At 64.0% G+C, this 23,209-nt stretch carries 24 protein-coding genes and 1 other RNA gene; 7 read left to right on the top strand and 18 right to left on the bottom strand.

Annotated features, from left to right (window positions below):
- Nucleotides 1-2: 2 nt before the first annotated feature.
- The 9 genes from mraY to rsmI form a co-directional block, all read right to left on the bottom strand.
- Complete coding sequence (gene mraY, locus VQ065_RS25305; protein ID WP_003094129.1) at nucleotides 3-1,085, bottom strand: phospho-N-acetylmuramoyl-pentapeptide-transferase; 1,083 nt, start codon at nucleotides 1,083-1,085, stop codon at nucleotides 3-5.
- Entirely contained in the window at nucleotides 1,085-2,461 is a 1,377-nt protein-coding gene (locus VQ065_RS25310; RefSeq protein ID WP_003094130.1) for a UDP-N-acetylmuramoyl-tripeptide--D-alanyl-D-alanine ligase, read from the bottom strand. Before VQ065_RS25310 ends, mraY begins: the two co-directional genes overlap by 1 nt.
- Complete coding sequence (locus VQ065_RS25315; RefSeq protein WP_003094133.1) at nucleotides 2,454-3,917, bottom strand: UDP-N-acetylmuramoyl-L-alanyl-D-glutamate--2,6-diaminopimelate ligase; 1,464 nt, start codon at nucleotides 3,915-3,917, stop codon at nucleotides 2,454-2,456. The genes VQ065_RS25310 and VQ065_RS25315 overlap by 8 nt, the downstream gene beginning before the upstream one ends.
- Nucleotides 3,917-5,656: a peptidoglycan D,D-transpeptidase FtsI gene (gene ftsI, locus VQ065_RS25320; protein ID WP_003094139.1), complete on the bottom strand. Its 1,740-nt coding sequence runs from the start codon at nucleotides 5,654-5,656 to the stop codon at nucleotides 3,917-3,919. The genes VQ065_RS25315 and ftsI overlap by 1 nt, the downstream gene beginning before the upstream one ends.
- Nucleotides 5,653-5,946, bottom strand: coding sequence for a cell division protein FtsL (ftsL, locus tag VQ065_RS25325; protein WP_003094142.1), 294 nt, complete (start codon nucleotides 5,944-5,946; stop codon nucleotides 5,653-5,655). The genes ftsI and ftsL overlap by 4 nt, the downstream gene beginning before the upstream one ends.
- Nucleotides 5,943-6,884, bottom strand: coding sequence for a 16S rRNA (cytosine(1402)-N(4))-methyltransferase RsmH (gene rsmH, locus VQ065_RS25330; RefSeq protein WP_019485797.1), 942 nt, complete (start codon nucleotides 6,882-6,884; stop codon nucleotides 5,943-5,945). Before rsmH ends, ftsL begins: the two co-directional genes overlap by 4 nt.
- 2 nt (nucleotides 6,885-6,886) lie before the next feature.
- A complete protein-coding gene (gene mraZ, locus VQ065_RS25335) occupies nucleotides 6,887-7,342 on the bottom strand; it encodes a division/cell wall cluster transcriptional repressor MraZ (protein ID WP_003103101.1) in 456 nt (151 codons plus the stop codon).
- 314 nt (nucleotides 7,343-7,656) lie between these two features.
- Nucleotides 7,657-8,006, bottom strand: an RNA gene (gene rnpB / locus VQ065_RS25340) — RNase P RNA component class A.
- Nucleotides 8,007-8,046: 40 nt separating this feature from the next.
- Entirely contained in the window at nucleotides 8,047-8,895 is an 849-nt protein-coding gene (gene rsmI, locus VQ065_RS25345; protein WP_003134739.1) for a 16S rRNA (cytidine(1402)-2'-O)-methyltransferase, read from the bottom strand.
- Nucleotides 8,896-9,021: 126 nt separating this feature from the next.
- Between rsmI and VQ065_RS25350 the strand changes: the two genes are divergently transcribed.
- Genes VQ065_RS25350 through VQ065_RS25365 form a run of 4 tightly spaced genes read left to right on the top strand, consistent with a single transcriptional unit; the run spans nucleotide 9,022 to nucleotide 12,407 of the window.
- Entirely contained in the window at nucleotides 9,022-10,836 is a 1,815-nt protein-coding gene (locus VQ065_RS25350; RefSeq protein ID WP_003094146.1) for a penicillin-binding protein activator, read from the top strand.
- Nucleotides 10,833-11,210: a YraN family protein gene (locus VQ065_RS25355; RefSeq protein ID WP_003110149.1), complete on the top strand. Its 378-nt coding sequence runs from the start codon at nucleotides 10,833-10,835 to the stop codon at nucleotides 11,208-11,210. The genes VQ065_RS25350 and VQ065_RS25355 overlap by 4 nt, the downstream gene beginning before the upstream one ends.
- Before the next feature lie 28 nt (nucleotides 11,211-11,238).
- Nucleotides 11,239-11,832, top strand: a complete 594-nt coding sequence (locus tag VQ065_RS25360) for a phosphoheptose isomerase (RefSeq protein ID WP_003094149.1) — start codon at nucleotides 11,239-11,241, stop codon at nucleotides 11,830-11,832.
- Nucleotides 11,829-12,407: a BON domain-containing protein gene (locus VQ065_RS25365; protein WP_003094151.1), complete on the top strand. Its 579-nt coding sequence runs from the start codon at nucleotides 11,829-11,831 to the stop codon at nucleotides 12,405-12,407. The genes VQ065_RS25360 and VQ065_RS25365 overlap by 4 nt, the downstream gene beginning before the upstream one ends.
- Before the next feature lie 56 nt (nucleotides 12,408-12,463).
- On the opposite strand, the gene VQ065_RS25370 is transcribed toward VQ065_RS25365, so the two are convergent.
- The 7 genes from VQ065_RS25370 to rplM all read right to left on the bottom strand — a co-directional run bounded on the left by VQ065_RS25370 (nucleotide 12,464) and on the right by rplM (nucleotide 17,257).
- Complete coding sequence (locus tag VQ065_RS25370; RefSeq protein ID WP_003094153.1) at nucleotides 12,464-12,871, bottom strand: ClpXP protease specificity-enhancing factor; 408 nt, start codon at nucleotides 12,869-12,871, stop codon at nucleotides 12,464-12,466.
- 11 nt (nucleotides 12,872-12,882) lie between these two features.
- Nucleotides 12,883-13,500 carry a glutathione S-transferase N-terminal domain-containing protein gene (locus tag VQ065_RS25375; RefSeq protein WP_003094155.1) on the bottom strand — a complete coding sequence of 206 codons (618 nt, stop codon included), beginning with the start codon at nucleotides 13,498-13,500 and terminating at the stop codon, nucleotides 12,883-12,885.
- Between the two features lie 85 nt (nucleotides 13,501-13,585).
- Nucleotides 13,586-14,368: a cytochrome c1 gene (locus VQ065_RS25380; RefSeq protein WP_003094157.1), complete on the bottom strand. Its 783-nt coding sequence runs from the start codon at nucleotides 14,366-14,368 to the stop codon at nucleotides 13,586-13,588.
- Nucleotides 14,368-15,579 (bottom strand): cytochrome b, encoded by a 1,212-nt coding sequence (locus tag VQ065_RS25385; RefSeq protein ID WP_003094159.1) that lies wholly within the window; start codon nucleotides 15,577-15,579, stop codon nucleotides 14,368-14,370. Before VQ065_RS25385 ends, VQ065_RS25380 begins: the two co-directional genes overlap by 1 nt.
- Nucleotides 15,579-16,172 (bottom strand): ubiquinol-cytochrome c reductase iron-sulfur subunit, encoded by a 594-nt coding sequence (gene petA / locus VQ065_RS25390; RefSeq protein ID WP_003100631.1) that lies wholly within the window; start codon nucleotides 16,170-16,172, stop codon nucleotides 15,579-15,581. The genes VQ065_RS25385 and petA overlap by 1 nt, the downstream gene beginning before the upstream one ends.
- Before the next feature lie 249 nt (nucleotides 16,173-16,421).
- Nucleotides 16,422-16,814, bottom strand: a complete 393-nt coding sequence (gene rpsI, locus VQ065_RS25395) for a 30S ribosomal protein S9 (RefSeq protein WP_003098810.1) — start codon at nucleotides 16,812-16,814, stop codon at nucleotides 16,422-16,424.
- A 14-nt stretch (nucleotides 16,815-16,828) separates the two neighbouring features.
- Nucleotides 16,829-17,257: a 50S ribosomal protein L13 gene (gene rplM, locus VQ065_RS25400; RefSeq protein ID WP_003094164.1), complete on the bottom strand. Its 429-nt coding sequence runs from the start codon at nucleotides 17,255-17,257 to the stop codon at nucleotides 16,829-16,831.
- Between the two features lie 245 nt (nucleotides 17,258-17,502).
- Here rplM and VQ065_RS25405 point away from each other — a divergent pair, with 245 nt between their 5' ends.
- Nucleotides 17,503-18,540: an NADP(H)-dependent aldo-keto reductase gene (locus tag VQ065_RS25405; RefSeq protein ID WP_003094166.1), complete on the top strand. Its 1,038-nt coding sequence runs from the start codon at nucleotides 17,503-17,505 to the stop codon at nucleotides 18,538-18,540.
- Nucleotides 18,541-18,624: 84 nt separating this feature from the next.
- Here the strand turns inward: VQ065_RS25405 and VQ065_RS25410 are convergent, their stop codons facing one another.
- Nucleotides 18,625-19,770 carry an acyl-CoA dehydrogenase family protein gene (locus tag VQ065_RS25410; RefSeq protein ID WP_003134747.1) on the bottom strand — a complete coding sequence of 382 codons (1,146 nt, stop codon included), beginning with the start codon at nucleotides 19,768-19,770 and terminating at the stop codon, nucleotides 18,625-18,627.
- A 253-nt stretch (nucleotides 19,771-20,023) separates the two neighbouring features.
- Here VQ065_RS25410 and VQ065_RS25415 point away from each other — a divergent pair, with 253 nt between their 5' ends.
- Nucleotides 20,024-20,923, top strand: coding sequence for a GlxA family transcriptional regulator (locus tag VQ065_RS25415; RefSeq protein WP_073660236.1), 900 nt, complete (start codon nucleotides 20,024-20,026; stop codon nucleotides 20,921-20,923).
- A 158-nt stretch (nucleotides 20,924-21,081) separates the two neighbouring features.
- A complete protein-coding gene (locus VQ065_RS25420; RefSeq protein ID WP_003094294.1) occupies nucleotides 21,082-22,044 on the top strand; it encodes a hypothetical protein in 963 nt (320 codons plus the stop codon).
- A gap of 64 nt (nucleotides 22,045-22,108) precedes the next feature.
- Here the strand turns inward: VQ065_RS25420 and zapE are convergent, their stop codons facing one another.
- Nucleotides 22,109-23,203: a cell division protein ZapE gene (gene zapE, locus VQ065_RS25425; protein ID WP_003094297.1), complete on the bottom strand. Its 1,095-nt coding sequence runs from the start codon at nucleotides 23,201-23,203 to the stop codon at nucleotides 22,109-22,111.
- Nucleotides 23,204-23,209: the final 6 nt, after the last annotated feature.

Raw genomic sequence — 23,209 nt, forward strand, 5'->3', positions numbered from 1 at the left:
CCTCAACGCAGCTTCAAGGTGGCGAGGCCGATCAGCACCAGGATCACGGTGATGATCCAGAAGCGCACGATCACGCGCGGCTCCGGCCAGCCTTTCAGTTCGAAATGGTGATGGATCGGCGCCATACGGAAGACGCGGCGTCCGGTCAGCTTGAAGGAAGCGACCTGGATCATCACCGAGAGGGTTTCCATGACGAACACCCCACCCATGATGAACAGCACGATCTCCTGGCGCACGATCACCGCGATGGTGCCCAGCGCGGCGCCCAGCGCCAGCGCGCCGACGTCGCCCATGAAGACCTGCGCCGGATAGGTGTTGAACCAGAGGAAGCCGAGGCCGGCGCCGACCAGCGCGGCGCAGAACACGATCAGCTCGCCGGCGCCCGGTACGTTGGGAATCAGCAGGTACTCGGCGAACTTCACGTTGCCCGACAGGTAGCAGAAGATGCCCAGCGCGCCGGCAACCATTACCGTCGGCATGATCGCCAGGCCGTCGAGACCGTCGGTGAGGTTCACCGCATTGCTCGAACCGACGATGACGAAGTAGGTCAGGACCACGAAGAAGATGCCCAACTGGATCTCGACGCTCTTCAGCATCGGCACGATCAGGGTAGTCTCGATCGGGGTTTCGGCAGTCATATAGAGGAACACGGCGGCGCCGATGCCGAACACCGACTGCCAGAAGTACTTCCAGCGGCTCGGCAGGCCGCGGGAGTTCTTCTCGATCACCTTGCGGTAGTCGTCCACCCAGCCGATGGCACCGAACAGCAGGGTAACGACCAGCACCACCCACACGTAGCGGTTGGAAAGATCCGCCCACAGCAGCGTGCTGATGGCGATGGCGGTAAGGATCAGGGCGCCGCCCATGGTCGGGGTGCCCTTCTTCGACAGGTGCGACTGCGGACCGTCGTTGCGCACGGCCTGGCCGATCTGGCGGATCTGCAAGGTACGGATCATCCAGGGCCCCAGCCACAGCGACAGCGACAGCGCAGTGAGCACGCTGAGAATGCCGCGCAGGGTCAGGTACTGGAAGACGCCGAAGCCCTTGTAGAACTGTTGCAGGTATTCGGCCAGCAGCAGGAGCATTAGTGACTCTCCTCGGAGGAACCGCACAGCGCCGCGACGACTTTGTCCATCGCCGCGCTGCGGGAACCCTTGATCAAAATGGTGGTTGTCGGTTGTTCGGTGGCCAGCGCCCCGATCAGGCTGGCCTGGTCGGCGAAGTGCCGGCCCGTGGCGCCGAACGCCTGTACGGCGTGGGCCATCAGCGGTCCGACCGCATAGAGCGCGGACACCTTGCCAGCGGCGTAGGCGCCCACCTCGCGGTGGGCCTGCTCGGCCCAGGAACCGAGTTCGCCCATGTCTCCGAGGACCAGGACGGTGCGCCCGGAAAAGCCGCTCAGTATATCAATCGCCGCCAGCATTGACGCGGGGTTGGCGTTGTAGCTGTCGTCTATCACACGCAGCCCGCTGGCGGTCAGTTGCGCTACCGCGCGGCCCTTGACCGGCTGCAGCGCCTGCAGCCCGGCGACGATCCCATCCAGCGGCACGCCCAGTGCATGGGCGGCAGCGGCGGCAGCCAGGGCATTGGCGACATTGTGCCGCCCCAGCAGGTTGAGCTGGACCTGCGCTTCACCCGCTACGCCCTGCAGCCTGAAGCCCATGCAGCCGCGCGCATCGCGCTGCAGATCGGCGGCGCGGAAATCGGCCTGGGGCCGGTCGAGGGAGAAAGTCAGCAACGGACGGCCGCTGGCACGGGCCTTCCAGGTGTCGAAGGCCTTGTCGTCCAGGTTCAGCACGGCGGTGCCGTCGGCGGCCAGCCCTTCGAGTATCTCGCCCTTCGCCTCGACGATCTTCTCCGGTCCGCCGAACTCGCCGACATGGGCGGTGCCGGCATTGGTGATGATCGCCACGTGCGGGCGGGTCAGCTCGACCGTGTAGGCGATCTCGCCGATGCGCGAGGCGCCCAGTTCGATCACTGCGCTACGGTGCTGCGGCGCCAGTTGCAGCAGGGTCAGCGGTACGCCGAGGTCGTTGTTCAGATTGCCACGGGTAGCCAGCACCGACTCGGCATCGCCGGCCTGGGTACGCAGGATGCTGGCGAGCATCTCCTTGACCGTGGTCTTGCCGCTGGAGCCCGTCATGGCCGCCAGCGGGCCGGTGAACTTGCGCCGGTTCAGCGCGCCCAGTCGCCCCAGGGCCGCACGGGTATCGCGCACCAGCAATTGCGGCAGGGGCGCGTCGGCGACTTCGCGCTCCACCAGCGCAGCCACCGCGCCCTTGGCGGCAACCTCGGAGAGATAGTCGTGGCCGTCGAAACGCGGCCCACTCAGGGCAATGAACAGTTGGCCGGGCCCGATGGCGCGACTGTCGGTAGAAACCGCCGAAAAGACGGCGTCCTCGCCGATCAGGCGGGCGTCCAGCGCGACCGTCAACTGGCTGAGGCGAAGAGGCTCAAGCATGCGGCACCTCCCAGGCGGCCAGGGCGCGCTCGGCCTGCTCGATGTCGGAGAACGGATGGCGTACGCCGTCGATCTCCTGATAATCCTCGTGACCCTTGCCAGCCAGGAGCACCACGTCATCCACCGCAGCGGAAGCGATCAGATGGGCGATCGCCTCACCGCGCGACGGCAGGAAGGTAACCTTGTCAGCGGCAGCGAAGCCTTTGCGGATATCGGCGATGATCGCCGCACTGGCCTCGGTGCGCGGGTTGTCGTCGGTGACCAGCACCCCATCCGCCAGGCGTTCGGCGATCGCAGCCATCAACGGACGCTTGCCGGCATCGCGATCGCCACCGCAGCCGAACAGGCACAGCAGGCGCGCGGCCGCGTGCGGACGCAGGGCCTCCAGGACTTTTTCCAGGGCGTCGGGAGTATGCGCGTAGTCCACCACCACCAGCGGCTTGTCGCCGCCTCCCAGGCGCTGCATGCGGCCGACCGGCCCCTGCAGTTGCGGCAAGGTGCGGAGGATATCGCCCAAGGGATAACCCAGGCCAAGCAACGCACCGACCGCCGCCAGCAGGTTGCTCAGGTTGAAGCGGCCGAGCAATGGGCTGCGCAGCAGGCCCTCGCCGTGCGGAGTGACCAGTGCCGCCTCGATGCCGGCGTCGCCGAAGCGCGCTTCGCGGCAATAGAGGAACGCCGAGCTGTCGGTGAGGCTGTAGGTGATCAGCTCCGAGTCCTGTTCCTCGCCGGCCAGTCGACGGCCGAAATCGTCGTCCAGGTTGATCACCCGGCAGCGCAGGCCCGGCCAGGCGAACAGCTTGGCCTTGGCGGCGGCATAGGCTTCCATCGAACCGTGATAGTCGAGGTGGTCGCGGGACAGATTGGTGAACACCGCGATATCGAAACCGAGCGCCGCCACGCGGCCCTGGTCGAGGCCGTGGGAAGACACTTCCATCGCTACCGCGCGGGCGCCGGCCTGCTTCAGCGTGGCCAGCGTGGCTTGCACCGCAAGCGGGTCCGGCGTGGTGTGCCGGCCGCTCTCCAGGGCGCCGTAGAAACCGGTGCCGAGGGTGCCGACGATGCCGCAGCGCTCGCCGAGCAGATCCAGGGCCTGGGCCACCAGTTGGCTGACGCTGGTCTTGCCGTTGGTGCCGGTGACGCCGATCAGGTCCAGCCCGCGGCTCGGCTCGCCGTAGAAACGCCCGGCGACCGCCGACAGTTGTGCGGCCAGCCCCTTCACCGCGATCAGCGGCGCATCGCTGGGCGGCAGCTCTCCGGCGCCTTCCGCCTCGTAAGCCACGGCAGCCGCGCCCTTGGCCAGGGCATCGGCGATGTGCGCGCGACCATCCTGGCGCCCGCCCGGCACCGCCAGGAACAGGTCGCCCGGACGAACGCCGCGGCTATCCAGGGTCAGCTCGCGGATCAGCAGATCGCGCTCGGCCTGGGGAAACAGTTGGTTCAGGCTCATAGGCATCAGCCACGCCCTCCTTTTGCGGGCGCAGCATTGACCTGCTGCTGTTCGGTGGCCGTCGGCAGGTTATCCGGCGGCACGTTCATCAGGCGCAGCGCGCCAGCCATGACCTTGCTGAACACCGGCGCCGACACCAGGCCGCCGAAGTAGCCCGCCTTGCTCGGCTCGTCGATCACCACGACCATCGCGATGCGCGGATCGGTGGCCGGGGCGAAACCGGCGAACAGCGAGCGATAGGCGTTTTCCCGGTAGCCCTTGGTGCCGACCGAGACCTTGCGCGCGGTCCCGCTCTTGCCGGCGGCGTGGTAACCCGGCACCTGGGCGCGGAACACCCCGCCCTGGGCCTCGACCACTTGTTGCAGCATGCCCTGCACGGTGGAAGCCACTTCCGGCGAAATCACCTGCACGCCATCCGGCACGCGGTCGACTCGGGTCATGCTCAGCGGCACGCTCTTGCCGTCGTTGGCCAGGGCCGCATAGGCATGCGCCAACTGGATCGCGGTTACCGAGAGACCGTAGCCGTAGGCCAGGGTCGCGGTTTCCGCCTTCGGCCACTTGCGGTGGTTGGGCAGGTTGCCGACGCGCTCGCCGGGGAAGCCCAACCCCGTGTCCTGCCCGAGGCCGACCTGTTGCATGACCGAGTAGATGGATTCGGCGCCGATGTCGAAGGCGATCTTGCTGATGCCGACGTTGCTCGACTTGATCAGGATGCCGGTGAGATCGAGTTGCCGCGAATTGCGCGATACGTCGCGAATGGTGTAGCGGCCGATCTGCAGGGTGCCCGGGTAGACGTCGACGATATCGCTGGGTTTCCAGCGCCCGCTGGCCAGCGCCGCGCTCATCGAGAACGGCTTGACCGTCGAGCCCGGCTCGAACACGTCGATCATCGCCCGGTTGCGCATGGCCGCCGGCTGCAGGTTACGACGATTGTTCGGGTTGTAGGTGGGCTGGTTGGTCATGGCCAGGATCTCCCCGGTCTTCACGTCCATGATCACCAGGCTGCCGGCCTTGGCGCCGTTCTCCAGCAGAGCGTTGCGCAGTTCGCGATGAGCCAGGTACTGCAGGCGCAGGTCGATGGACAGCGCCAGGGTCTTGCCCGGCTTGGCATTCTTGGTGACCTGCACGTCCTTGATTACGCGGCCACGGCGATCCTTGAGCACCTGGCGCTTGCCCGGCACGCCGGCCAGCCATTCGTCGAAAGCCAGCTCGATACCTTCGCGACCACGGTCGTCGACATCGGTGAAGCCGACCGCATGGGCCACCACTTCGCCAGCCGGGTAGAAACGCCGAAACTCCTCGATGGAGTACACGCCCGGCACCTTCAGGGCGATCACACCTTCGCCCTGTTCCGGGGTCAGCCCACGGACCAGGTAGATGAACTCGCGCTCGGCGTTCTGCTCGATGCGGTCGGCGAACAGCTTGGTATCCTGCCCGAGCGCCGCCGCCAGTTGCGGCCAGCGTTCCTTGGCGGTCATCAGCTCCTTGGGGTTGGCCCACAGGGTGGTGACCGGGGTGCTCACCGCCAGCGGTTCGCCGTTGCGGTCAGTGATCAGGCCCCGGTGCGCAGGGATGGCGATATGCCGCACGCTACGCGCGTCGCCCTGGCCCTTGAGGAAGTCATGGTCGATCACGTGCAGGTCGACGATTCGCCAGACGATGGCGCCGACCATCGCCAGCAGCAGGCCGACGATCACGCAGAACCGCCATGGGTAGAGAGCGCCCTGGAAATAATTCAGTTTCATGGCGCCACCATCCTGACCTCGGCCGGGTCGGGAACGCGCATGCGCAACTGTTCCACCGCCAGGCTTTCGATACGGCTATGGGCGGTCCAGGTGCTCTGCTCGAGAATCAACCGGCCCCACTCGGCCTGCGCCTTGTCGCGCACACTCAGCTCGGAATACAGCGAGTTGAGCAGTTGCCGGTTCCAGTAGGTGCTGTAGGCCACGGCAATCGCCGAGAGCAGCAGACCTATATAAAGCAGCAACATGAGGAAGCTGCCGGTAGGCAGGCGCTTGACGAAGAGACGGCTCATCTCAGCTTCTCCGCCACGCGCATGACCGCGCTGCGCGAGCGCGGGTTGGCCTTGAGTTCTTCTTCCGAAGCGTACTGCGGCTTGCCCAGCAGCTTCAGGCGCGGTTCGAAGACCTTGGAACGGATCGGCAGGTCGCGCGGCAGGTTGTCCGCCTCGCCCTTGGCGTGCTTGCGCATGAACAGCTTGACGATGCGGTCTTCCAGGGAATGGAAACTGATCACCACCAGGCGGCCGCCGACGGCCAGCGATTCGAGCGCGGCGTCAAGGCCGCGCTCGAGATCGCCCAATTCATTGTTCACATGGATGCGCAGGCCCTGGAATGCGCGGGTCGCCGGATTCTTACCCTTCTCCCAGGCGGGGTTGGCAACCGTGATCACTTCGGCCAGATCGGCGGTCCGTTCGAACGGGCGCTCCTGGCGGCGCTGCACGATGGCGCGGGCCATCCGCTTGGCGAAGCGCTCTTCGCCATATTCCTTGAAGACCCGGGCGATTTCCTCTTCGGCGGCATTGGCGATGAACTCCGCTGCGCTGATGCCCTGGCCGGGATTCATGCGCATGTCCAGGGGACCATCGTTGAGGAAGCTGAAGCCGCGCTCGGGATCGTCGAGTTGCGGCGACGACACGCCAAGGTCGAGCAGGACGCCATCGACCCGACCTTCGAGACCGCGTGCGCGCACCTCATCGCCCAGTTCGGCGAACGAGCGCTGCACAATGACGAAGCGGCCGTCTTCGGCCGCCAATGCTTTTCCTGTCTGGATGGCCTGGGGATCTTTGTCGAATCCGAGCAGGCGTCCCCCGGTGCCCAGTTTCTCGAGCAAGGCTCGACTATGGCCCCCTCTTCCGAAGGTACCGTCCAGATAGCAGCCGTCCTCCCGCGGGGCCAGTGCGGAAACGGCCTCCTCGAGCAGAACGGTGATATGGCGGTAGGTGGCATTCATAGTCAAAGGATCAGATCGCGTAGTTCGTCCGGCAGCCCACCGGGTTGTTTGATTGCCGCCAGGTCGGCTTCAGCCATGGCGTTCCAGGCATCCTCATCCCACAACTGAAACTTGTTCAGTTGCCCCACCAGCATCGCCCGCTTGTCCAGCTTGGCGTACTCGCGCAGGCGCGGCGGAATCAGGAAACGCCCGTTTCCGTCCAGTTCCAGATCGACGGCATTACCGATCAGCAGCCGCTGCAGGCGCCGCGTTTCTTCTCGCAAAGAAGGCAGCTCGCGCAGCTTGGCTTCGATCAGTTCCCATTCGGGCAAGGGGTAAACGGTGAGGCAGGGGTCGACCGCGTCGATAGTGACGATGAGCTGGCCGGCACAACGCGAAACGAGCTCGTCACGATACCGACTCGGCATCGCGAGGCGCCCTTTGGCGTCGAGACTTATGGCATTAGCTCCGCGAAACACGTCAGCGCTTCCCCTGTGGTTGGCTTTCCATGCCAATTGATCCCACTTTTACCCACTTCATACCACTTCTGCACACTATAGAAATCCACACTCCCCACCGTCAAGGCGCGTCAGAAGTGAAAAATCCTTACAGGACGGAGATTTAGCGTGCTTTTGGAAGGTTGCGGAGCGCTTTTAGAAGTAAAAGAGATGACAAAACACAATAAGTCCAAAGTCTTAGCCTTCGAACTTAAAGTGATTTATCAAGAGTTGCGGCTTTTCGCTTTTGCGACGGACGGATAAAACCGGGAAAAAGCGAAGAGAGTGGGAAGAAGTGGGAGAGTCGATCTATAAGCCGGGTTCTGTCGAGGACAGCCATTCCTCTGGGACGCACATCACTGTACGCCTCAAGCGACCTACCCGAATCCAACGCGGGCCGCGCCAATGGATTCCTATTTGGTCTTGCTCCGAGTGGGGTTTACCTAGCCACGCACTGTTGCCAGCCGTGCGGTGCGCTCTTACCGCACCTTTTCACCCTTACCGGCGCTGTTGCGCTTAGGCGGTTATTTTCTGTGGCACTTTCCGTAGGCTCGCGCCTCCCAGGCGTTACCTGGCACTCTGCCCTATGGAGCCCGGACTTTCCTCCACCGCGCTATTGCGCGACAGCGACTGTCCAATCGACTCTCCGCCGACAAGGTTAGCGGGAGCAGGCGCGAAGAACAAGCTCAACTCTTCCCTTGGCGCTGCAAAGCCTGTTGATACAAAAGGTTTTTTCGCACCCCGGTGATTTCCGCCGCCAGCGCCGCGGCTTTCTTCAACGGCAGCTCGGCAAGCAGCAGGTCGAGCACCCTGAGCGCCTCTGCACCGATCGACTCCTCGCCTTCCGGCGCCTGCCACCCCGCCACCAGCACAACGCACTCGCCGCGCTGCTGGTTGCTGTCCGACGCGACCCAATCGTGCAGTTCGGCCAACGGCAGGCTGCGAATGGTCTCGAAGGTCTTGCTCAGCTCCCGCGCCAGCACCGCACGGCGCTCCCCGCCGAACACGTCGCGCATGTCCGCCAGGCTTTCCAGCAGACGATGGGGCGCCTCGTAGAAAATCAGCGTGCGTGGCTCTTCCTGTACCGCCTGGAGGCGGCTGCGTCGTCCCGCAGCCTTGGCGGGCAGGAAACCTTCGAAGATGAACCGGTCCGACGGCAATCCCGCCGCCGACAGCGCCGCGATCAGCGCGCAGGAGCCCGGCACCGGGACCACCCGGATACCCAGCGCCTGTGCCTGGCGCACCAGGTGGAAGCCGGGATCGGAAATCAGCGGGGTACCGGCGTCCGAGATCAGCGCGACGTCCTCCCCCCCCTGCAGCCGGGAGATGAAGCGCCCGCCCTCCTCGCGTTCGTTGTGCTCGTGGCAGGCCGCCAATGGCGTCTCGATGCCGAAGTGCTGGAACAGCCGGATCGAATGGCGGGTATCCTCCGCAGCCACCAGGGCCACCTCCCGCAGCACCCGCAGGGCGCGCGGGGTGATGTCGTCGAGATTGCCGATCGGGGTCGCCACTACGAACAGAGTGCCTGCTGACACGAAAATACCTCGGGAGCTATCTGAAAAGGCGGCATTGTATCGCGATTCAGGGTGCCGCCATCGCACCCGAGGCGGGCCTCCGGTACAATCGGCGACTCTTCGTGAATGCGCCATGAGAAGCCCTATATGATCGCTTGCCTGCGTCCGCTTTCTGCTCTGATCCTGGCCGGTCTGCTGACCGCCTGCGCGACCTCGTCCAATTCCGGACTGGGCGAACTTCCCCGTACGCCGAATGCCAGCATCGAGCAGTTGTTGCAACAGGCCAGCCAGAGCAAGCCCGAGGAAGCGGCGCTGCTGCGCCTCTCGGCAGCGGACCTTGCCTACCAGCAGAAGGACCTCGCCAGGTCCACCGCCATCCTGGGACAGATCCCGCTGGAAAGCCTGAAGCCGGCCCAGCAGGTCTTCGCCAGCACCCTGAACGCCGAACTGGCCCTCGCCCGCAGCAAGCCCAAGGCCGCCCTGCAGGCATTGCAGCATCCGAGCATGCAGCATCTCAGCGAGCTGCCGGTGACCCAGCAGGTTCGTACCCAGCGCGCCAAGGCCCAGGCCCTCGCCGCCGACGGCCAGGTCCTTGCCGCAGCCAAGGAGCGCATCTACTTCGCCCCGCTGCTCGAGGGCCCGGCGGTGATCGAGAACCAGGAAAAGATCTGGACCCTGGTCAGCAGCCTGCCGGTCGACCAGTTGCAACCGAGCGCCAACGAAGGCGACCTCAGTGGCTGGCTGGCCCTGGCACGCATCACCAAGACCTCGCCGACCCTGCAGCAACAGCAGGCCAGCATCGATAGCTGGCAACAGCAGAACCCCGAGCATCCGGCGGCCAAGCACTTGCCGGCGGCGCTGGAGAAACTCAAGACGCTGTCCCAGCAGCCGCTGACCCGCATCGCCCTCCTGCTGCCCCAGCAGGGGCAGTTGGCCAACGTCGCCCGGGCCCTGCAGGACGGCTTCCTCGCCGCCCACTTCCAGGCCCAGCAGGCCGGCCAGAACCCTCCTTCGATCAAGCTCTACGACAGTACCCAGGTGCGCTCGCTAGATGACTTCTACCGCCAGGCCCAGGCCGATGGCGTCGAACTGGTCGTCGGTCCCCTGGAGAAGCCGCTGGTCAAGCAACTCGCCAACCGCGAGCAACTGCCGATCACCACCCTCGCACTCAACTACAGCGACAACAGCCAGGAAGGCCCGGCGCAGCTGTTCCAGTTCGGCCTCGCCGCCGAGGACGAAGCGCGCGCGGTGGCCAGCCGGGCCTGGGGCGACGGCATGCGCCGGGCCGTGGCGCTGGTGCCGCGCGGCGAATGGGGCGACCGCGTGCTGGCCGCCTTCAGCCAGAGCTGGCAGTCCGCGGGCGGCAGCCTGATCGCCGCCGAGCATGTCGACCAGCCGGTACAACTGGCGCAACAGATCGCCGACCTGCTGCAACTGCGCCAGAGCGAAGGCCGCGCCCAGCGCCTGCAGGGCGCCCTCGGCAGCCAGATCGCCACCCAGCCGTCGCGCCGCCAGGACATCGACTTCGTGTTCCTCGCCGCCACCCCGCAGCAGGCCCGCCAGATCAAGCCGACCCTGGCCTTCCAGTACGCCGGCGACCTTCCGGTCTACGCCACTTCGCACCTCTACACCGGGACCAACAACCCGACCCAGGACCAGGACCTCAACGGCATCCGCTTCTGCGAGACCCCGTGGCTGCTCAACCCCAGCGACCCGACCCGCCAGCAGGTCGCCGCCCAATGGCCCCAGGCCAACGGCAGCATGGGCCGCCTCTACGCCATGGGCGTCGACGCCTACCGCCTCGCTCCGCGTCTGCCTGAACTGAAGGCCGTGCCGAGCCTGCAGATCGACGGCCTGACCGGTACCCTGAGCCTGAATCCGACCCAGCGCATCGAACGCCAGTTGCAATGGGCCGAATTCCGCAATGGCCAGGTCCAGCCGCTGGGGACCACCAGCTTTTGACCGATAGGGAAAGCTCCCGGGACAAGGGGCGCCAGGCCGAGGAACTGGCCTGCGCCCATCTACGGCGACAGGGCCTTGCCACACTTGGCAAGAATTGGACCTGTCGCCGCGGAGAGCTCGATCTGGTCATGCTCGACGGCGATACAGTAGTATTCGTCGAAGTCCGCTCCCGCCGGCATCGCGCCTGGGGCGGAGCCCTGGAGAGCATCGACGCGCGCAAGCGGCAACGCCTGATTCTCTCCGCCGAACTTTTTCTGCAACAGGAGGCGCGCTGGGCCAAACGCCCCTGTCGCTTCGATGTGGTCACCGTCGATACCAGCGACGGACAATCACCACCGCGACTGGACTGGATTCAGAACGCATTCGACGCCTGATCAGCCGCCCCACCGAAGGTCATTACCGATGGACATGCAACACCGTATCCGCCAGCTCTTCCAGGCCAGCATCGAGACCAAGCAGCAGGCCCTGGAAGTACTGCCTCCCTATATCGAGCAAGCCAGCCTGGTGATGGTCAATGCGCTGCTCAACGAGGGCAAGATCCTCTCCTGCGGCAATGGCGGCTCGGCCGGCGATGCCCAGCACTTCTCCTCCGAACTGCTCAACCGCTTCGAGCGCGAACGTCCGAGCCTGCCGGCCGTGGCCCTGACCACCGACAGCTCGACCATCACCTCGATCGCCAACGACTACAGCTACAACGAAGTCTTCTCCAAGCAGATCCGCGCCCTGGGCCAGCCGGGCGACGTCCTGCTGGCGATTTCCACCAGCGGCAATTCGGCCAACGTGATCCAGGCCATCCAGGCTGCCCACGACCGCGAGATGCTGGTTGTCGCCCTGACCGGCCGCGACGGTGGCGGCATGGCTTCGCTGCTGCTGCCGGAAGACGTAGAGATCCGCGTTCCTTCCAAGATCACCGCACGCATCCAGGAAGTCCACCTGCTGGCCATCCACTGCCTCTGCGACCTGATCGACCGCCAACTGTTCGGGAGTGAAGAATGAGCCGTACCGCCTTCGTCGCCGCCACCCTGGCCCTGAGCCTGGCCCTGGGAGGCTGCAGCAGTTTCCTCAGCGCCACCCGGGACAAACCGATCGACGACGATCGCGGGACCCGAACCATCGGCAGCAAGATCGACGACTCGCTGATCGAGACCAAGGCCGCGGTGAACATCGCCAAGGCCGATCCGGCCCTGGACAAGGACTCTCACATCGTCGTGGTCAGCTACAACGGCATCGTGCTGATCGCCGGCCAGACCCCGCGCGCTGACCTCAAGAGCAAGGCCGAACAGGCCGCGCGCACGGTGCAGAAGGTCAAGAACGTGCATAACGAACTGCAGGTGACCTCGCCCTCCTCCCTGCTCGCCCGCAACAACGACGCCTGGATCACCACCAAGCTGAAGACCCAGATGCTCAGCGATCCCAACGTGCCCTCGTCGCGGATCAAGGTGGTCACCGAGAACGGCATCGTCTACATGATGGGCCTGGTCAACCAGCAGGAAGCCGCCCAGGCTGTCCGCGTCGCCCAGGGCGTCGACGGGGTGCAGAAGATCGTCAAGCTGTTCGAATACATAAACTGAAGAACAGCGAACGAAAAAAAGGCGATCCTTCGATCGCCTTTTTCATTGCTCGCCGTTTACTTGACCACCTTCAGGGATGGCCTGCCACTGGGACGCGGCGGCTCATCGGACGGCCCACCATCGTCATCGCCCGGCTCGTCGTCCACCGGACCCGGCTGCTCCAGATCGAAGACCATGCCCTGGCCGTTTTCCCGGGCGTAGATGGCCATTACCGCCAGCGCTGGAATGTACAGGCTCTGCGCCACGCCGCCGAAACGCCCCTCGAAGCTGACCGCCTCGTTGTCCATGTGCAGATGCCGCACGGCAGAGGGCGAGACATTGAGCACGATCTGCCCATCGCTGGCATAGCCCGGAGGCACCTTTACCCCGGCGAACTCTGCGTTCACCAGGATATGCGGCGTGCAATCGTTGTCGACGATCCATTCATAGAGCGCGCGGACCAGATAGGGACGGCTGGAATTCATCTTCATGTTCCTTAACGCATATCTCGTTCAACGGAAGACAGGCTGGCCCGGAAGCTTTCCCGGGCGAATCCGCGCTCCATATAGTCGAGCAACGGCTTGGCCTGCCGCGGCAACTCGATGCCCAGCAGCGGCAGACGCCAGAGGATCGGCAACAGGCAGCAATCCACCAGGCTGAAATCCTCGCTGAGGAAATATGCCTTGTCGGCGAACAGCGGGGAAACCCCGGTCAGGCTCTCGCGCAACTCCTTGCGCGCCTGGACCCGCTCGGCCTCCTTGCTGCGCGCATCCAGGATCCGGTCCACCAGGGAACACCAGTCCCGCTGGATACGATGGATCAACAGGCGGCTGTTGGCACGCTTCACCGGATAATCGGGCAGCAGCGGCGGATGCGGATAGCGTTCGTCGAGGTATTCCATGACCACCGTCGGCTCGTACAGCGCCAGGTCGCGATCGACCAGGGTCGGTACGCTGCCGTAGGGGTTGACCTCCGCCAGCATCGGCGGACAGCGGCCCGCCTCGATATCGATCACCTCTACCGCCACGTTCTTCTCGGCCAGGACCAGGCGGATGCGATGGCAGTAATGATCGGCAGGGTCGGAATAGCAGGTCAGCTTGTTGATTGAAGCCATGGAGCCCTCCTCGCAGGTCGACTTGTGGGAGGTGAAAAGACGCGCGCGCCCCGTAGGGCGCGCGCTTCGAAGACCAACGTGCGGGTTAGTGCACGTCCTTCCAGTACTCGCGCTTGAGGAGATAGGCGAATACGAAGAAGAAGGCCAGGTAGAGCAGGACGTAGGTACCGATACGCTCGGAGGCCAGCTTGTTCGGGTTGGCCGAATAGGCCAGGAAGGTCACCAGGTTCTTGACCTTCTCGTCGAACTGAGCTTCGTTCAGTTCGCCGGTCTTCGGCACCACGGTCAACTGGTCACAAGCTTCGTGAGTCAGCGGGGTACCGGTCAACGGATCGAACTGCTTCTTGCCATCCTCGACCACCTGTACCTGCTTGCAGCCGATCACCTGGCGTCCCTGCAGGGGCGCCAGGACGTTCGGCATGCCGACGTTGGGGAAGATCACGTTGTTCACGCCCCACGGACGCTTGGGATCCTCGTAGAACGAGCGCAGGTAGCTGTACAGCCAGTCGGTGCCGCGTACGCGGGCAACCAGGGTCAGATCCGGCGGAGCGGCGCCGAACCAGGTCTTGGCGTCGGCCGGCTTCATGCCGATGTCCATGTGGTCGCCGATCTTGGCGCCGGTGAACACCAGCTTCTCCATCATCAGATCGGCAGGAATGCCCAGGTCGGTGGCGACACGCTCGTAACGCTGGAACTTGGCGCTATGGCAGCCCATGCAGTAGTTGGCGAAGGTACGCGCGCCATCCTGCATGGCCGCCTTGTCGGTCAGGTCGATATCGACATGATCCAGTTGCGGCCCATGGCCGCCAGCGGCGAAACCCAGGACTGGCAGTACCGCCAGAATCAGTGCAGCGAATTGCTTTTTCATCAGCCAGTCACCCTTTCCGGAACCGGTTTGGTCTTCTCCATCCGGGTGTAGAACGGCATCAGGATGAAGAAGGCGAAATACAGGACGGTGCAAACGCGCGACAGGGTAGTACCCAGCGGGCTCGGAGCCTGGGCGCCGTAGTAGCCGAGGATCACGAAGGACACCGCGAAGATCACCAGCCACAGCTTGCTCAGCCAGCCCTTGTAGCGGATCGAGCGAACCGGGCTGCGATCCAGCCACGGCAGGACGAACAGCACGGCGATCGCCGCACCCATCGCCACCACGCCCATCAGCTTGTCCGGAACCGCGCGGAGGATCGCGTAGAACGGGGTGAAGTACCAGACCGGAGCGATGTGCTCGGGGGTCTTGAACTGGTTGGCCATCTCGAAGTTGGGCTTCTCGAGGAAGTAGCCGCCCATTTCCGGGAAGAAGAAGATCACGGTGCAGAAGATGAACAGGAACACCACCACACCGACGATATCCTTCACGGTGTAGTACGGATGGAACGCGATGCCGTCCAGCGGTACGCCGTTCTCGTCCTTCTTCTTCTTGATGTCAACGCCGTCCGGGTTGTTCGAACCGACTTCGTGCAGCGCCAGGATGTGCAGCACGACCAGGCCGAGCAGGACGATCGGCAGGGCGATCACATGCAGGGCGAAGAAGCGGTTCAGGGTGATGCCGGAGATCAGGAAGTCACCGCGGATCCACTGGGCCAGGTCTTCGCCGACCACCGGAATCGCGCCGAACAGGGAAATGATCACCTGGGCGCCCCAGTAGGACATCTGACCCCAAGGCAGCAGGTAGCCCATGAAGGCCTCGGCCATCAGCGCCAGGTAGATCAGCATGCCGAAGATCCACACCAGCTCGCGCGGCTTCTGATAGGAGCCGTAGAGCAGGCCGCGGAACATGTGCAGGTAGACCACGATGAAGAACGCCGATGCACCGGTGGAGTGCATGTAGCGAATGATCCAGCCGTAGTCGACATCGCGCATGATGTATTCGACGGAAGCGAACGCCTCTTCGGCCGACGGCGTGAAGCTCATGGTCAGCCAGATGCCGGTGAGGATCTGGTTGACCAGCACCAGCAGCGCCAGGGAACCGAAGAAATACCAGAAGTTGAAGTTCTTCGGTGCGTAGTACTTGCTCAGATGGTCTTCCCACATCTTGGTCGCGGGAAAACGCGCATCGACCCAAGCCATGAACTTGTTCATCAGGCTTTCTCCTGGTCCACGCCGATGGTGATGACGTCGTCAGCATCGAACGTATAAGGCGGAATCGGCAGGTTCAGCGGCGCTGGCTGGCCTTTGTAGACACGACCGGCGAGGTCGTAGTGGGAGCCGTGGCAAGGGCAGAAGTAGCCACCCTTCCAGTCCGGACCGAGGTCGGCGGGGGCGACTTCGGGACGGAAGGTCGGCGAGCAGCCCAGGTGGGTGCAGATGCCGACGATCACCGCCAGTTCCGGCTTGATCGAGCGAAGCTTGGGATCGACGTACTCCGGCTGCTCCGAGGCCTTGGAGTCCGGGTCGGCCAGTTGTCCTTCGAGGCTCGGCAGGGCGTCCAGCATCTCCTTCGTGCGGTGCACGATGAATACAGGCTTGCCGCGCCATTCAGCGATGATCTGCTGACCTGGATCGATCTTGCCCACGTTCACCTGCACCGGCGCGCCAGCAGCCTTGGCTTTGGCACTGGGGAACCATGACCCTACGAACGGGACCGCAGCACCCACCGCTCCCGCCGCGCCAACCACAGAGGTGGCCGCGACGAGGAAGCGACGCCGGCCTGCATTCACGCCGTCATTACTCATTCAGTCGTCTCCCATCAGCTTCAGACCTGTTCTAATCAGGCCTTTAAGTAAAAATTCGAGCCGCGCAAAAAATTCGCCAAATGGTAAAGAAAACCCCCTTTGATGACAAGGTAATAGCCTGACACAAAACGCCCGAAACCCTTGTAGGGCGCGCCCTTCGGCCATGCGACACCTTGCCGCAGAGTTAAAGCGTAGACATAAAAAAACGCCCAGCTCCGAAGAGGTGGGCGTTTTTCAGCAAGCGTCGAATTAACGCTTGGAGTACTGCGGACGCTTACGCGCTTTACGCAGACCGACTTTCTTACGCTCGACTTCACGGGCATCGCGAGTCACGTAGCCGGCCTTGCGCAGCGAGCTACGCAGGGTTTCGTCGTACTCGATCAGGGCACGGGTGATGCCGTGACGGATCGCACCGGCCTGACCGCTTACGCCACCGCCAACGACGGTAACGAAGATGTCGAACTTCTCGACGGTCTCGGTCAGCTCGAGCGGCTGACGCACGACCATGCGAGCGGTTTCACGACCGAAGAACTGATCGAGACCACGGTTGTTGATGGAAATCTTGCCAGTACCCGGACGCAGGAAGACGCGAGCGGTAGCGGTCTTACGACGGCCAGTGCCGTAATTTTGAGTCGCCGACATAATGAGCTATCCCGTTAAATCTTCAGTTCTTGGGGCTGCTGAGCGGTGTGCGGGTGGCTGGCACCCTTGTACACCTTCAGCTTGCGATACATATCGCGACCCAGAGGGTTCTTCGGCAGCATGCCTTTTACAGCGGTCTCGATGACGCGCTCAGGGGCCTTGGCGATCAGCTTCTCGAAGTTGATCGACTTGATGCCGCCCGGGAAGCCGGAGTGGTGGTAGTACATCTTGTCGGTGGTCTTGGCACCGGTCACACGCACCTGCTCGGCGTTGATGACGACGATGTAGTCGCCGGTGTCAACGTGCGGAGTGTACTCAGGCTTGTGCTTGCCACGCAGGCGGCGGGCAATTTCGGTCGCCAGACGACCCAGGGTCTGGCCGGCAGCGTCGACGACGAACCAGTCGCGCTGTACAGTTTCCGGTTTCGCGGTATAGGTTTTCATTCGTTATAGCCTCAGGGGCCGCCTGAAAATAAGACGGCGAATCTTACTGGACAGTGGTTGCCTTGACAAGTCAAGGACAGCCGAAAACAGACACGAATTGGGGCTCGGGTCGGTGTGCGTCCGTAACGACTAGATACATCGATCGGCAGGCTTGGCATCCCCCACCGATGAAAGGCTGCGGAATTATGCAGATTTCGCCAGAATTTACAACCGCATTAACCACTTAATTTCACGAGGACACCCGCATGGAGTATCGCCCGCTCGGCCGCACCGATCTGAAAGTCAGCGCCCTCTGCCTCGGCACCATGACCTGGGGCGAGCAGAACAGCGAGCAGGACGCCTTCGCCCAGATCGCCAGGGCCAAGGCCGCCGGGATCAATTTCATGGATACCGCCGAAATGTATCCGGTGCCGCCCCGCGCCGAGACCTACGCCAGCACCGAGCGCATCATCGGCAACTGGTTCCGCCGCAGCGGCGACCGCGCCGACTGGATCCTCGCCAGCAAGATCGCCGGCCCCGGCAACGGCATCAGCCATGTGCGCGACGGCAACCTCAAATTCAACCGCCAGCACATCGTCGCCGCCCTCGATGCCAGCCTGGAGCGCCTGCAGACAGACTGGCTGGACCTCTACCAGTTGCACTGGCCGGAGCGGCGGACCAACTTCTTCGGCCAGCTCGGCTACCAGCACCAGGAAGAGAGCTTCACACCGCTGGAGGAAACCCTGGAAGTGCTCGACGAGCAGGTGCGCGCCGGCAAGATCCGCCACATCGGCCTGTCCAACGAGACGCCCTGGGGCACCATGACCTTCCTCAGGCTCGCCGAGGAGCGCGGCTGGCCGCGCGCGGTATCGATCCAGAACCCCTACAACCTGCTCAACCGCAGCTTCGAGGTGGGCCTGGCGGAAATCGCCATCCGCGAGCAGTGCGGCCTGTTGGCCTACTCGCCGATGGCCTTCGGCATGCTTTCCGGCAAGTACGCGGACGGCGCCCGCCCGGCCAACGCGCGCATCAGTCTCTACAGCCGCTTCACCCGCTACACCAACCCGCAGGCGGAAGCGGCCTGCGCGCGCTACGTGGCGCTGGCCCGCGAACATGGACTGGAACCGGCGCAGATGGCACTGGCCTACGTCACTTCGCGGCCGTTCGTGACCAGCAACATCATCGGCGCGACCTCGCTGGAACAGCTGGAAACCAATCTCGGTAGCGTCGACCTCAGGCTGGACGAGGAGGTGCTCGCCGGTATCGATGCGATCCACCGGGAGCAACCGAACCCGGCTCCCTGAGGCTCCAGGAGCCTGGCGCTGCCGCGGGTTCGGCGGACAACCGCGCGATGCGGTCGTTCGCCCCTCCCGGTGGCCAGGAGCGCCTCACAGGGCCCGCGCGATGATCTCCTTCATGATCTCGTTGGTACCGGCGTAGATCCGCTGTACCCGGGCATCGGCCCAGGCCCGCGCCACCGGATATTCCCACATGAAGCCGTAGCCGCCGTGCAACTGCACGCATTCGTCGAGCACCTTGCATTGCAGGTCCGTCGTCCAGTACTTGCACATGGCGGCGGTGGGTACGTCCAGCTTGCCCTGGAGATGCAGCTCCATGCAGCGATCGACGAAGACCCGGCCGACCTGGATCTCGGTAGCCATCTCGGCAAGCTTGAAGCGGGTATTCTGGAAGTCCGCCACCGACTTGCCGAACGCCTTGCGCTCGCGAGTGTAGTCGAGCGTCCATTGCAGGGCCGCCTCGGCCGACGCCAGCGCGCCGATACCGACGGTCAGGCGCTCCTGCGGCAGCTCCTGCATCAGGTAGATGAATCCCTGGCCGTCCTTGCCGAGCAGGTTCTCCCGGGGAATCCGCACATCCTGGAAGAACAGCTCGGAGGTGTCCTGGGCCTTCATCCCGACCTTCTCCAGGCGCTTGCCCTTGCTGAAACCCGGCGTACCCGCCTCGACCACGAACAGGCTTATGCCCTTGGCGCCAGCCTTCGGATCGGTCTTCGCCACCACGATCACCAGGTCGGCGAGGAAGCCGTTGGTGATGAAGGTCTTCGAGCCATTGATGACGTACTCGTCGCCATCCAGTACCGCCGTGGTCTTCACCCCTTGCAGGTCGGAACCGGCCCCCGGCTCGGTCATGGCGATGGCCGCGACCATCTCGCCGGATACCAGCTTCGGCAGGTACTTGCGCTTCAGCGCCTCGCTGCCGTAGTGGAGGATGTAGGGCGCAGCGATGTCCGAATGCAGGGAGAAACCGATCCCGGTCAGGCCGGCCCGACCGATCTCTTCGATGACCACGGCGCTGTAGAGGAAGTCCGCGCCCATCCCGCCATACTCTTCCGGCAGGTGCGAACAGAGCATTCCGGCCTCGCCGGCCTTGTTCCAGAGCGCGCGGTCGACATGCCCATCCTTTTCCCATTGGTGATGGAAAGGCACGGCTTCCTGTTCGAGGAACTTGCGCACGCTGTCGCGAAACAGTTCGTGGTCGGAGCTGAACAGGGTTCTCGGTATCATCGTGGTCACCTGGAAACGGTCTGGGATCGGGTTGGCTGCACGCGGCAGGTCTTCGACTGTAGGGAAATGCCCCGACCGACGCACTGGACAGTTGCGCCAAAAAATAAGACGATCCAGCCGCCTTTTGACCGCTTTCCCTTACTCACAACAACGATAAAAATCCATGCGCGCTCAATCCGCTCCGGTGCTGAAACATGTCGGCATCGTCGCCATCGACGGCGTCTTCGCCTCGACCCTGATGCAGGCCAAGGACTTCTTCCACATGGCCAGCCTGCGCCACGGCAAGCAGCAGGGCCTCGGTCTCCAGCCGGCCTTCCGCACCCGCATCCTCAGCCCCGACGGCCAGCCGGTACGCAGCTTCAGCGGCGACAGCATCGCCGTCGACGGTCCCTTCGCCGCCTGCGATATCGTGGTCCTGCCCGCCTTCTGGGGCGACTTCGACGCGCTCGAACGGCGCTATCCGCAAATCGTTCCCTGGTTGCGCCGCAGCCATGCCGAGGGAACCGCCCTCTGCGGCGAGGCGACCGGGGTTTTCTGGCTGGCCCAGGCAGGCCTGCTGGATGGCAAGGAAGCGACCACCTACTGGCGCTTCTATCGGGAATTCGCCGAACGCTTCCCGAACGTGCTGCTCAACCAGGAGAAGCACCTGACCGATGCCGACGACCTGTTCTGCGCCAGCGGCGTCACCTCCGCCTGCGACCTCTACATCTATCTGATCGAGCGTTTCTGCGGCGGATCGGTGGCCCAGGCGGTGGCCCGGGATACCCTCTACGAAGTACAGCGCAGCTACACCCCAGGGCGTATCGGCTTCGGCGGACAGAAGCTGCACCATGACCCGACGATCCTGCAGATCCAGCAATGGCTGGAAGACCACTTCGCCGACAAGTTCCGTTTCGAGGACGTCGCCCGCGACCACGGCATGAGCATCCGCAACTTCATGCGGCGCTTCCAGGCCGCTACCGGCGACAAGCCGCTGCACTACCTGCAGCGACTGCGGATCGAGACCGCCAAGGGCATGCTCTCGAGCACGCGCAAGAGCATCAAGACGATCAGCTACGAGGTCGGCTACGACGACGCCAGCTTCTTCGCCCGCCTGTTCCGCCAGCACACCGAACTCTCTCCCCACCATTACCGTCGCCAGTTCATGCAGAAGGAAAGCTGAGCCGGACATCGCCGGGCCTGCCCGAACGGCATCGGCGCCGGCGCTTTCCCTACAGAACCTAGGATAGGTAGCCAGGTCGGCCTTCGCGGGTTCTCATGAACCCGCAGGCCCGCCGCAGACGCGGGCGTTCCGAACAACGACAAGAACGGACCTTTGCCATGCGCCTTTATCTGCTCGCCTTCCTGGCCCTCTTCGGTATGAATGCTATGGCCGCCGACAACTGGAAAGCCTTCCCCTACGACCAGAGCGCCTATGACTATCCAGGCGACAAGTTGAAGGAAGCCTGGCCGCGCCTGACCCGCGGCTTCGGCGACTATCCCTATCCGGACGCCGACTGGGTGGTGAACATGGCGACCGCCCATCCGGATGCCCTGGAAAAGACCGTGAAGGCCGGCACCGGCTTCACCGGCAAGCCGGAAGAGGCCGCGCAATATGCGGCGCGCCTGCAGAATGTCTGGCGCCTGCTGTTCCGCGGCGACTACGCCAAGGCCAAGGAGCAGGGACTGGCCCTGGGAGTCGGCGGCCAGGTACCGGCGATGTTCGCCCAGGTGCTCTACGCCATGTTCCTGGCTCCCGGCCAGGCGGAGAAACAGCGCCTGCTCGAAGAGGTCATCGACTACACCAATCAGGCCGGCCCGCTGGTCAAGGCCGATATCGTCGCCCAGTTCGGCAGCGTCTACGCCAAGGCGCGCCTGGCCGAGGAGCTATCGGTACCGGTAGTGCTCAAGCGCGGCTATACCAGCGAAATCCCCAAGGAACTGGACGCCCTCCTGGCCAGGCAACCCAACCAGCCGTTCGCCCTGGCGCTCTACGGCGGCTACGAGGCGGGAGTGATCCGCAAGGTCGGCAAGCTGGTCGGCAAGATGACCTACGGGGTCAGCGCCGACAAGATGGAACAGTACTTCGCCCGCTCCTTCCGCCAGGCCAACGACCTGCCGATCGGCCACTACGAGTACGCCAACGCGCTGACCTACGTATACGGCGACGACGAGCGGGAAAAGGCCATCGCCCAACTGAAGCAGGCCGTGGCGATCAAGCCGATCAACGCCATGGAAGCCCTCGAAGTGGCCCATGCGAAGAAGCTCCTCGCCGGCTTCGAGCAGAACACCGCGCAGCGCTGAAACGCCGCGCGTCCATGAAAAAAGGGGTTGCCATCGGCAACCCCTTTCTCGTTTCCGCCCCGGATCAGGGCCGGTGCGGACGCGTCAGGTATTCGTGGGACTGCATTTCCAGCAGACGACTGAGGGTGCGCTGGAATTCGAACTCCAGCCGGCCGCCGCTGTAGAGATCCTTTAGCTCGACCTCGGCGGAGATGATCAGCTTGACGCTGCGGTCGTAGAACTCATCCACCAGGTTGATGAAACGCCGCGCCATGTCGTCCTTGGTGACGCCCATCTGCTCGACGTTGGAGATCAGCACGGCGTGGAAAATCTTCGCCAGCTCGATGTAGTCGTTCTGGCTGCGCGGGCCGTCGCACAGCTCGCGGAATTCGAACCAGGCCACGTCGTCGCAGGTCAGGCGCGCGCGGATCTCGCGGTTCTCGATCATCAGCGCCTCGTCGCGCTGGGCCTTGGCACAGTCCGGGGTCAGGGCCTTGAAGCTGCGCGCCATCTCCTCCTCGACCTGTTCACTGAGCGGCCAGTGGAACAGCTCGGCCTGCTCCAGCGCGCGCAGGCGATAGTCGACGCCGCTATCGACGTTGACGATCTCGGTATGCTCCTTGAGCAGGGCGATCGCCGGCAGGAAACGGGCGCGTTGCAGGCCGTCCTTGTACAGGCCGTCCGGCACGATGTTGGAGGTCGCCACCAGGCTCACGCCGTTCTTGAACAGCTCTTCCAGCAGGGTGGCGAGGATCATCGCATCGGTGATGTCGGAGACGAAGAATTCGTCGAAGCAGATCACCCGCGCCTCGTCGGCGAAGCGCTTGCCGATGATGGTCAGCGGATTCTTCTCGCCCTTGAGGGTCTTCAGTTCTTCGTGCACCCGCTTCATGAAGCGGTGGAAGTGCGTGCGCACCTTCTGCTCGAACGGCAGCGACTCGAAGAAAGTGTCCACCAGGTAGGTCTTGCCACGGCCGACGCCGCCCCAGAAATACAGGCCCTTCACCGGCCCGCCGGACTTCCTGCCGAGCAGCTTGCCGAACAGGCCGGGCTTGGCGTGGTCGGCGGCGACCAGGTCATCGTAGAGGCGTTGCAGATGCTTCACGGCATTCGCCTGTGCGGCATCGTGGAAGAAATCGGGGCGTTGGAGATCGGCCTGGTAGCGCTCGAGGGGCGTCATGATCGG

The sequence above is a fragment of the Pseudomonas sp. KBN10P06128 genome, assembly GCF_037574945.1.
Taxonomy (GTDB): domain Bacteria; phylum Pseudomonadota; class Gammaproteobacteria; order Pseudomonadales; family Pseudomonadaceae; genus Pseudomonas; species Pseudomonas aeruginosa.

Bases quoted from the DNA above. Each gene is read 5' to 3' on its own strand.
- mraY (WP_003094129.1), bottom strand. From the start codon at position 1,085: ATGCTCCTGCTGCTGGCCGAATACCTGCAACAGTTCTACAAGGGCTTC.
- VQ065_RS25310 (WP_003094130.1), bottom strand. From the start codon at position 2,461: ATGCTTGAGCCTCTTCGCCTCAGCCAGTTGACGGTCGCGCTGGACGCC.
- VQ065_RS25315 (WP_003094133.1), bottom strand. From the start codon at position 3,917: ATGCCTATGAGCCTGAACCAACTGTTTCCCCAGGCCGAGCGCGATCTG.
- ftsI (WP_003094139.1), bottom strand. From the start codon at position 5,656: ATGAAACTGAATTATTTCCAGGGCGCTCTCTACCCATGGCGGTTCTGC.
- ftsL (WP_003094142.1), bottom strand. From the start codon at position 5,946: ATGAGCCGTCTCTTCGTCAAGCGCCTGCCTACCGGCAGCTTCCTCATG.
- rsmH (WP_019485797.1), bottom strand. From the start codon at position 6,884: ATGAATGCCACCTACCGCCATATCACCGTTCTGCTCGAGGAGGCCGTT.
- VQ065_RS25350 (WP_003094146.1), top strand. From the start codon at position 9,022: ATGATCGCTTGCCTGCGTCCGCTTTCTGCTCTGATCCTGGCCGGTCTG.
- VQ065_RS25360 (WP_003094149.1), top strand. From the start codon at position 11,239: ATGGACATGCAACACCGTATCCGCCAGCTCTTCCAGGCCAGCATCGAG.
- VQ065_RS25365 (WP_003094151.1), top strand. From the start codon at position 11,829: ATGAGCCGTACCGCCTTCGTCGCCGCCACCCTGGCCCTGAGCCTGGCC.
- VQ065_RS25370 (WP_003094153.1), bottom strand. From the start codon at position 12,871: ATGAATTCCAGCCGTCCCTATCTGGTCCGCGCGCTCTATGAATGGATC.
- VQ065_RS25375 (WP_003094155.1), bottom strand. From the start codon at position 13,500: ATGGCTTCAATCAACAAGCTGACCTGCTATTCCGACCCTGCCGATCAT.
- VQ065_RS25380 (WP_003094157.1), bottom strand. From the start codon at position 14,368: ATGAAAAAGCAATTCGCTGCACTGATTCTGGCGGTACTGCCAGTCCTG.
- VQ065_RS25385 (WP_003094159.1), bottom strand. From the start codon at position 15,579: ATGAACAAGTTCATGGCTTGGGTCGATGCGCGTTTTCCCGCGACCAAG.
- petA (WP_003100631.1), bottom strand. From the start codon at position 16,172: ATGAGTAATGACGGCGTGAATGCAGGCCGGCGTCGCTTCCTCGTCGCG.
- rpsI (WP_003098810.1), bottom strand. From the start codon at position 16,814: ATGTCGGCGACTCAAAATTACGGCACTGGCCGTCGTAAGACCGCTACC.
- rplM (WP_003094164.1), bottom strand. From the start codon at position 17,257: ATGAAAACCTATACCGCGAAACCGGAAACTGTACAGCGCGACTGGTTC.
- VQ065_RS25405 (WP_003094166.1), top strand. From the start codon at position 17,503: ATGGAGTATCGCCCGCTCGGCCGCACCGATCTGAAAGTCAGCGCCCTC.
- VQ065_RS25415 (WP_073660236.1), top strand. From the start codon at position 20,024: ATGGCCAGCCTGCGCCACGGCAAGCAGCAGGGCCTCGGTCTCCAGCCG.
- VQ065_RS25420 (WP_003094294.1), top strand. From the start codon at position 21,082: ATGCGCCTTTATCTGCTCGCCTTCCTGGCCCTCTTCGGTATGAATGCT.
- zapE (WP_003094297.1), bottom strand. From the start codon at position 23,203: ATGACGCCCCTCGAGCGCTACCAGGCCGATCTCCAACGCCCCGATTTC.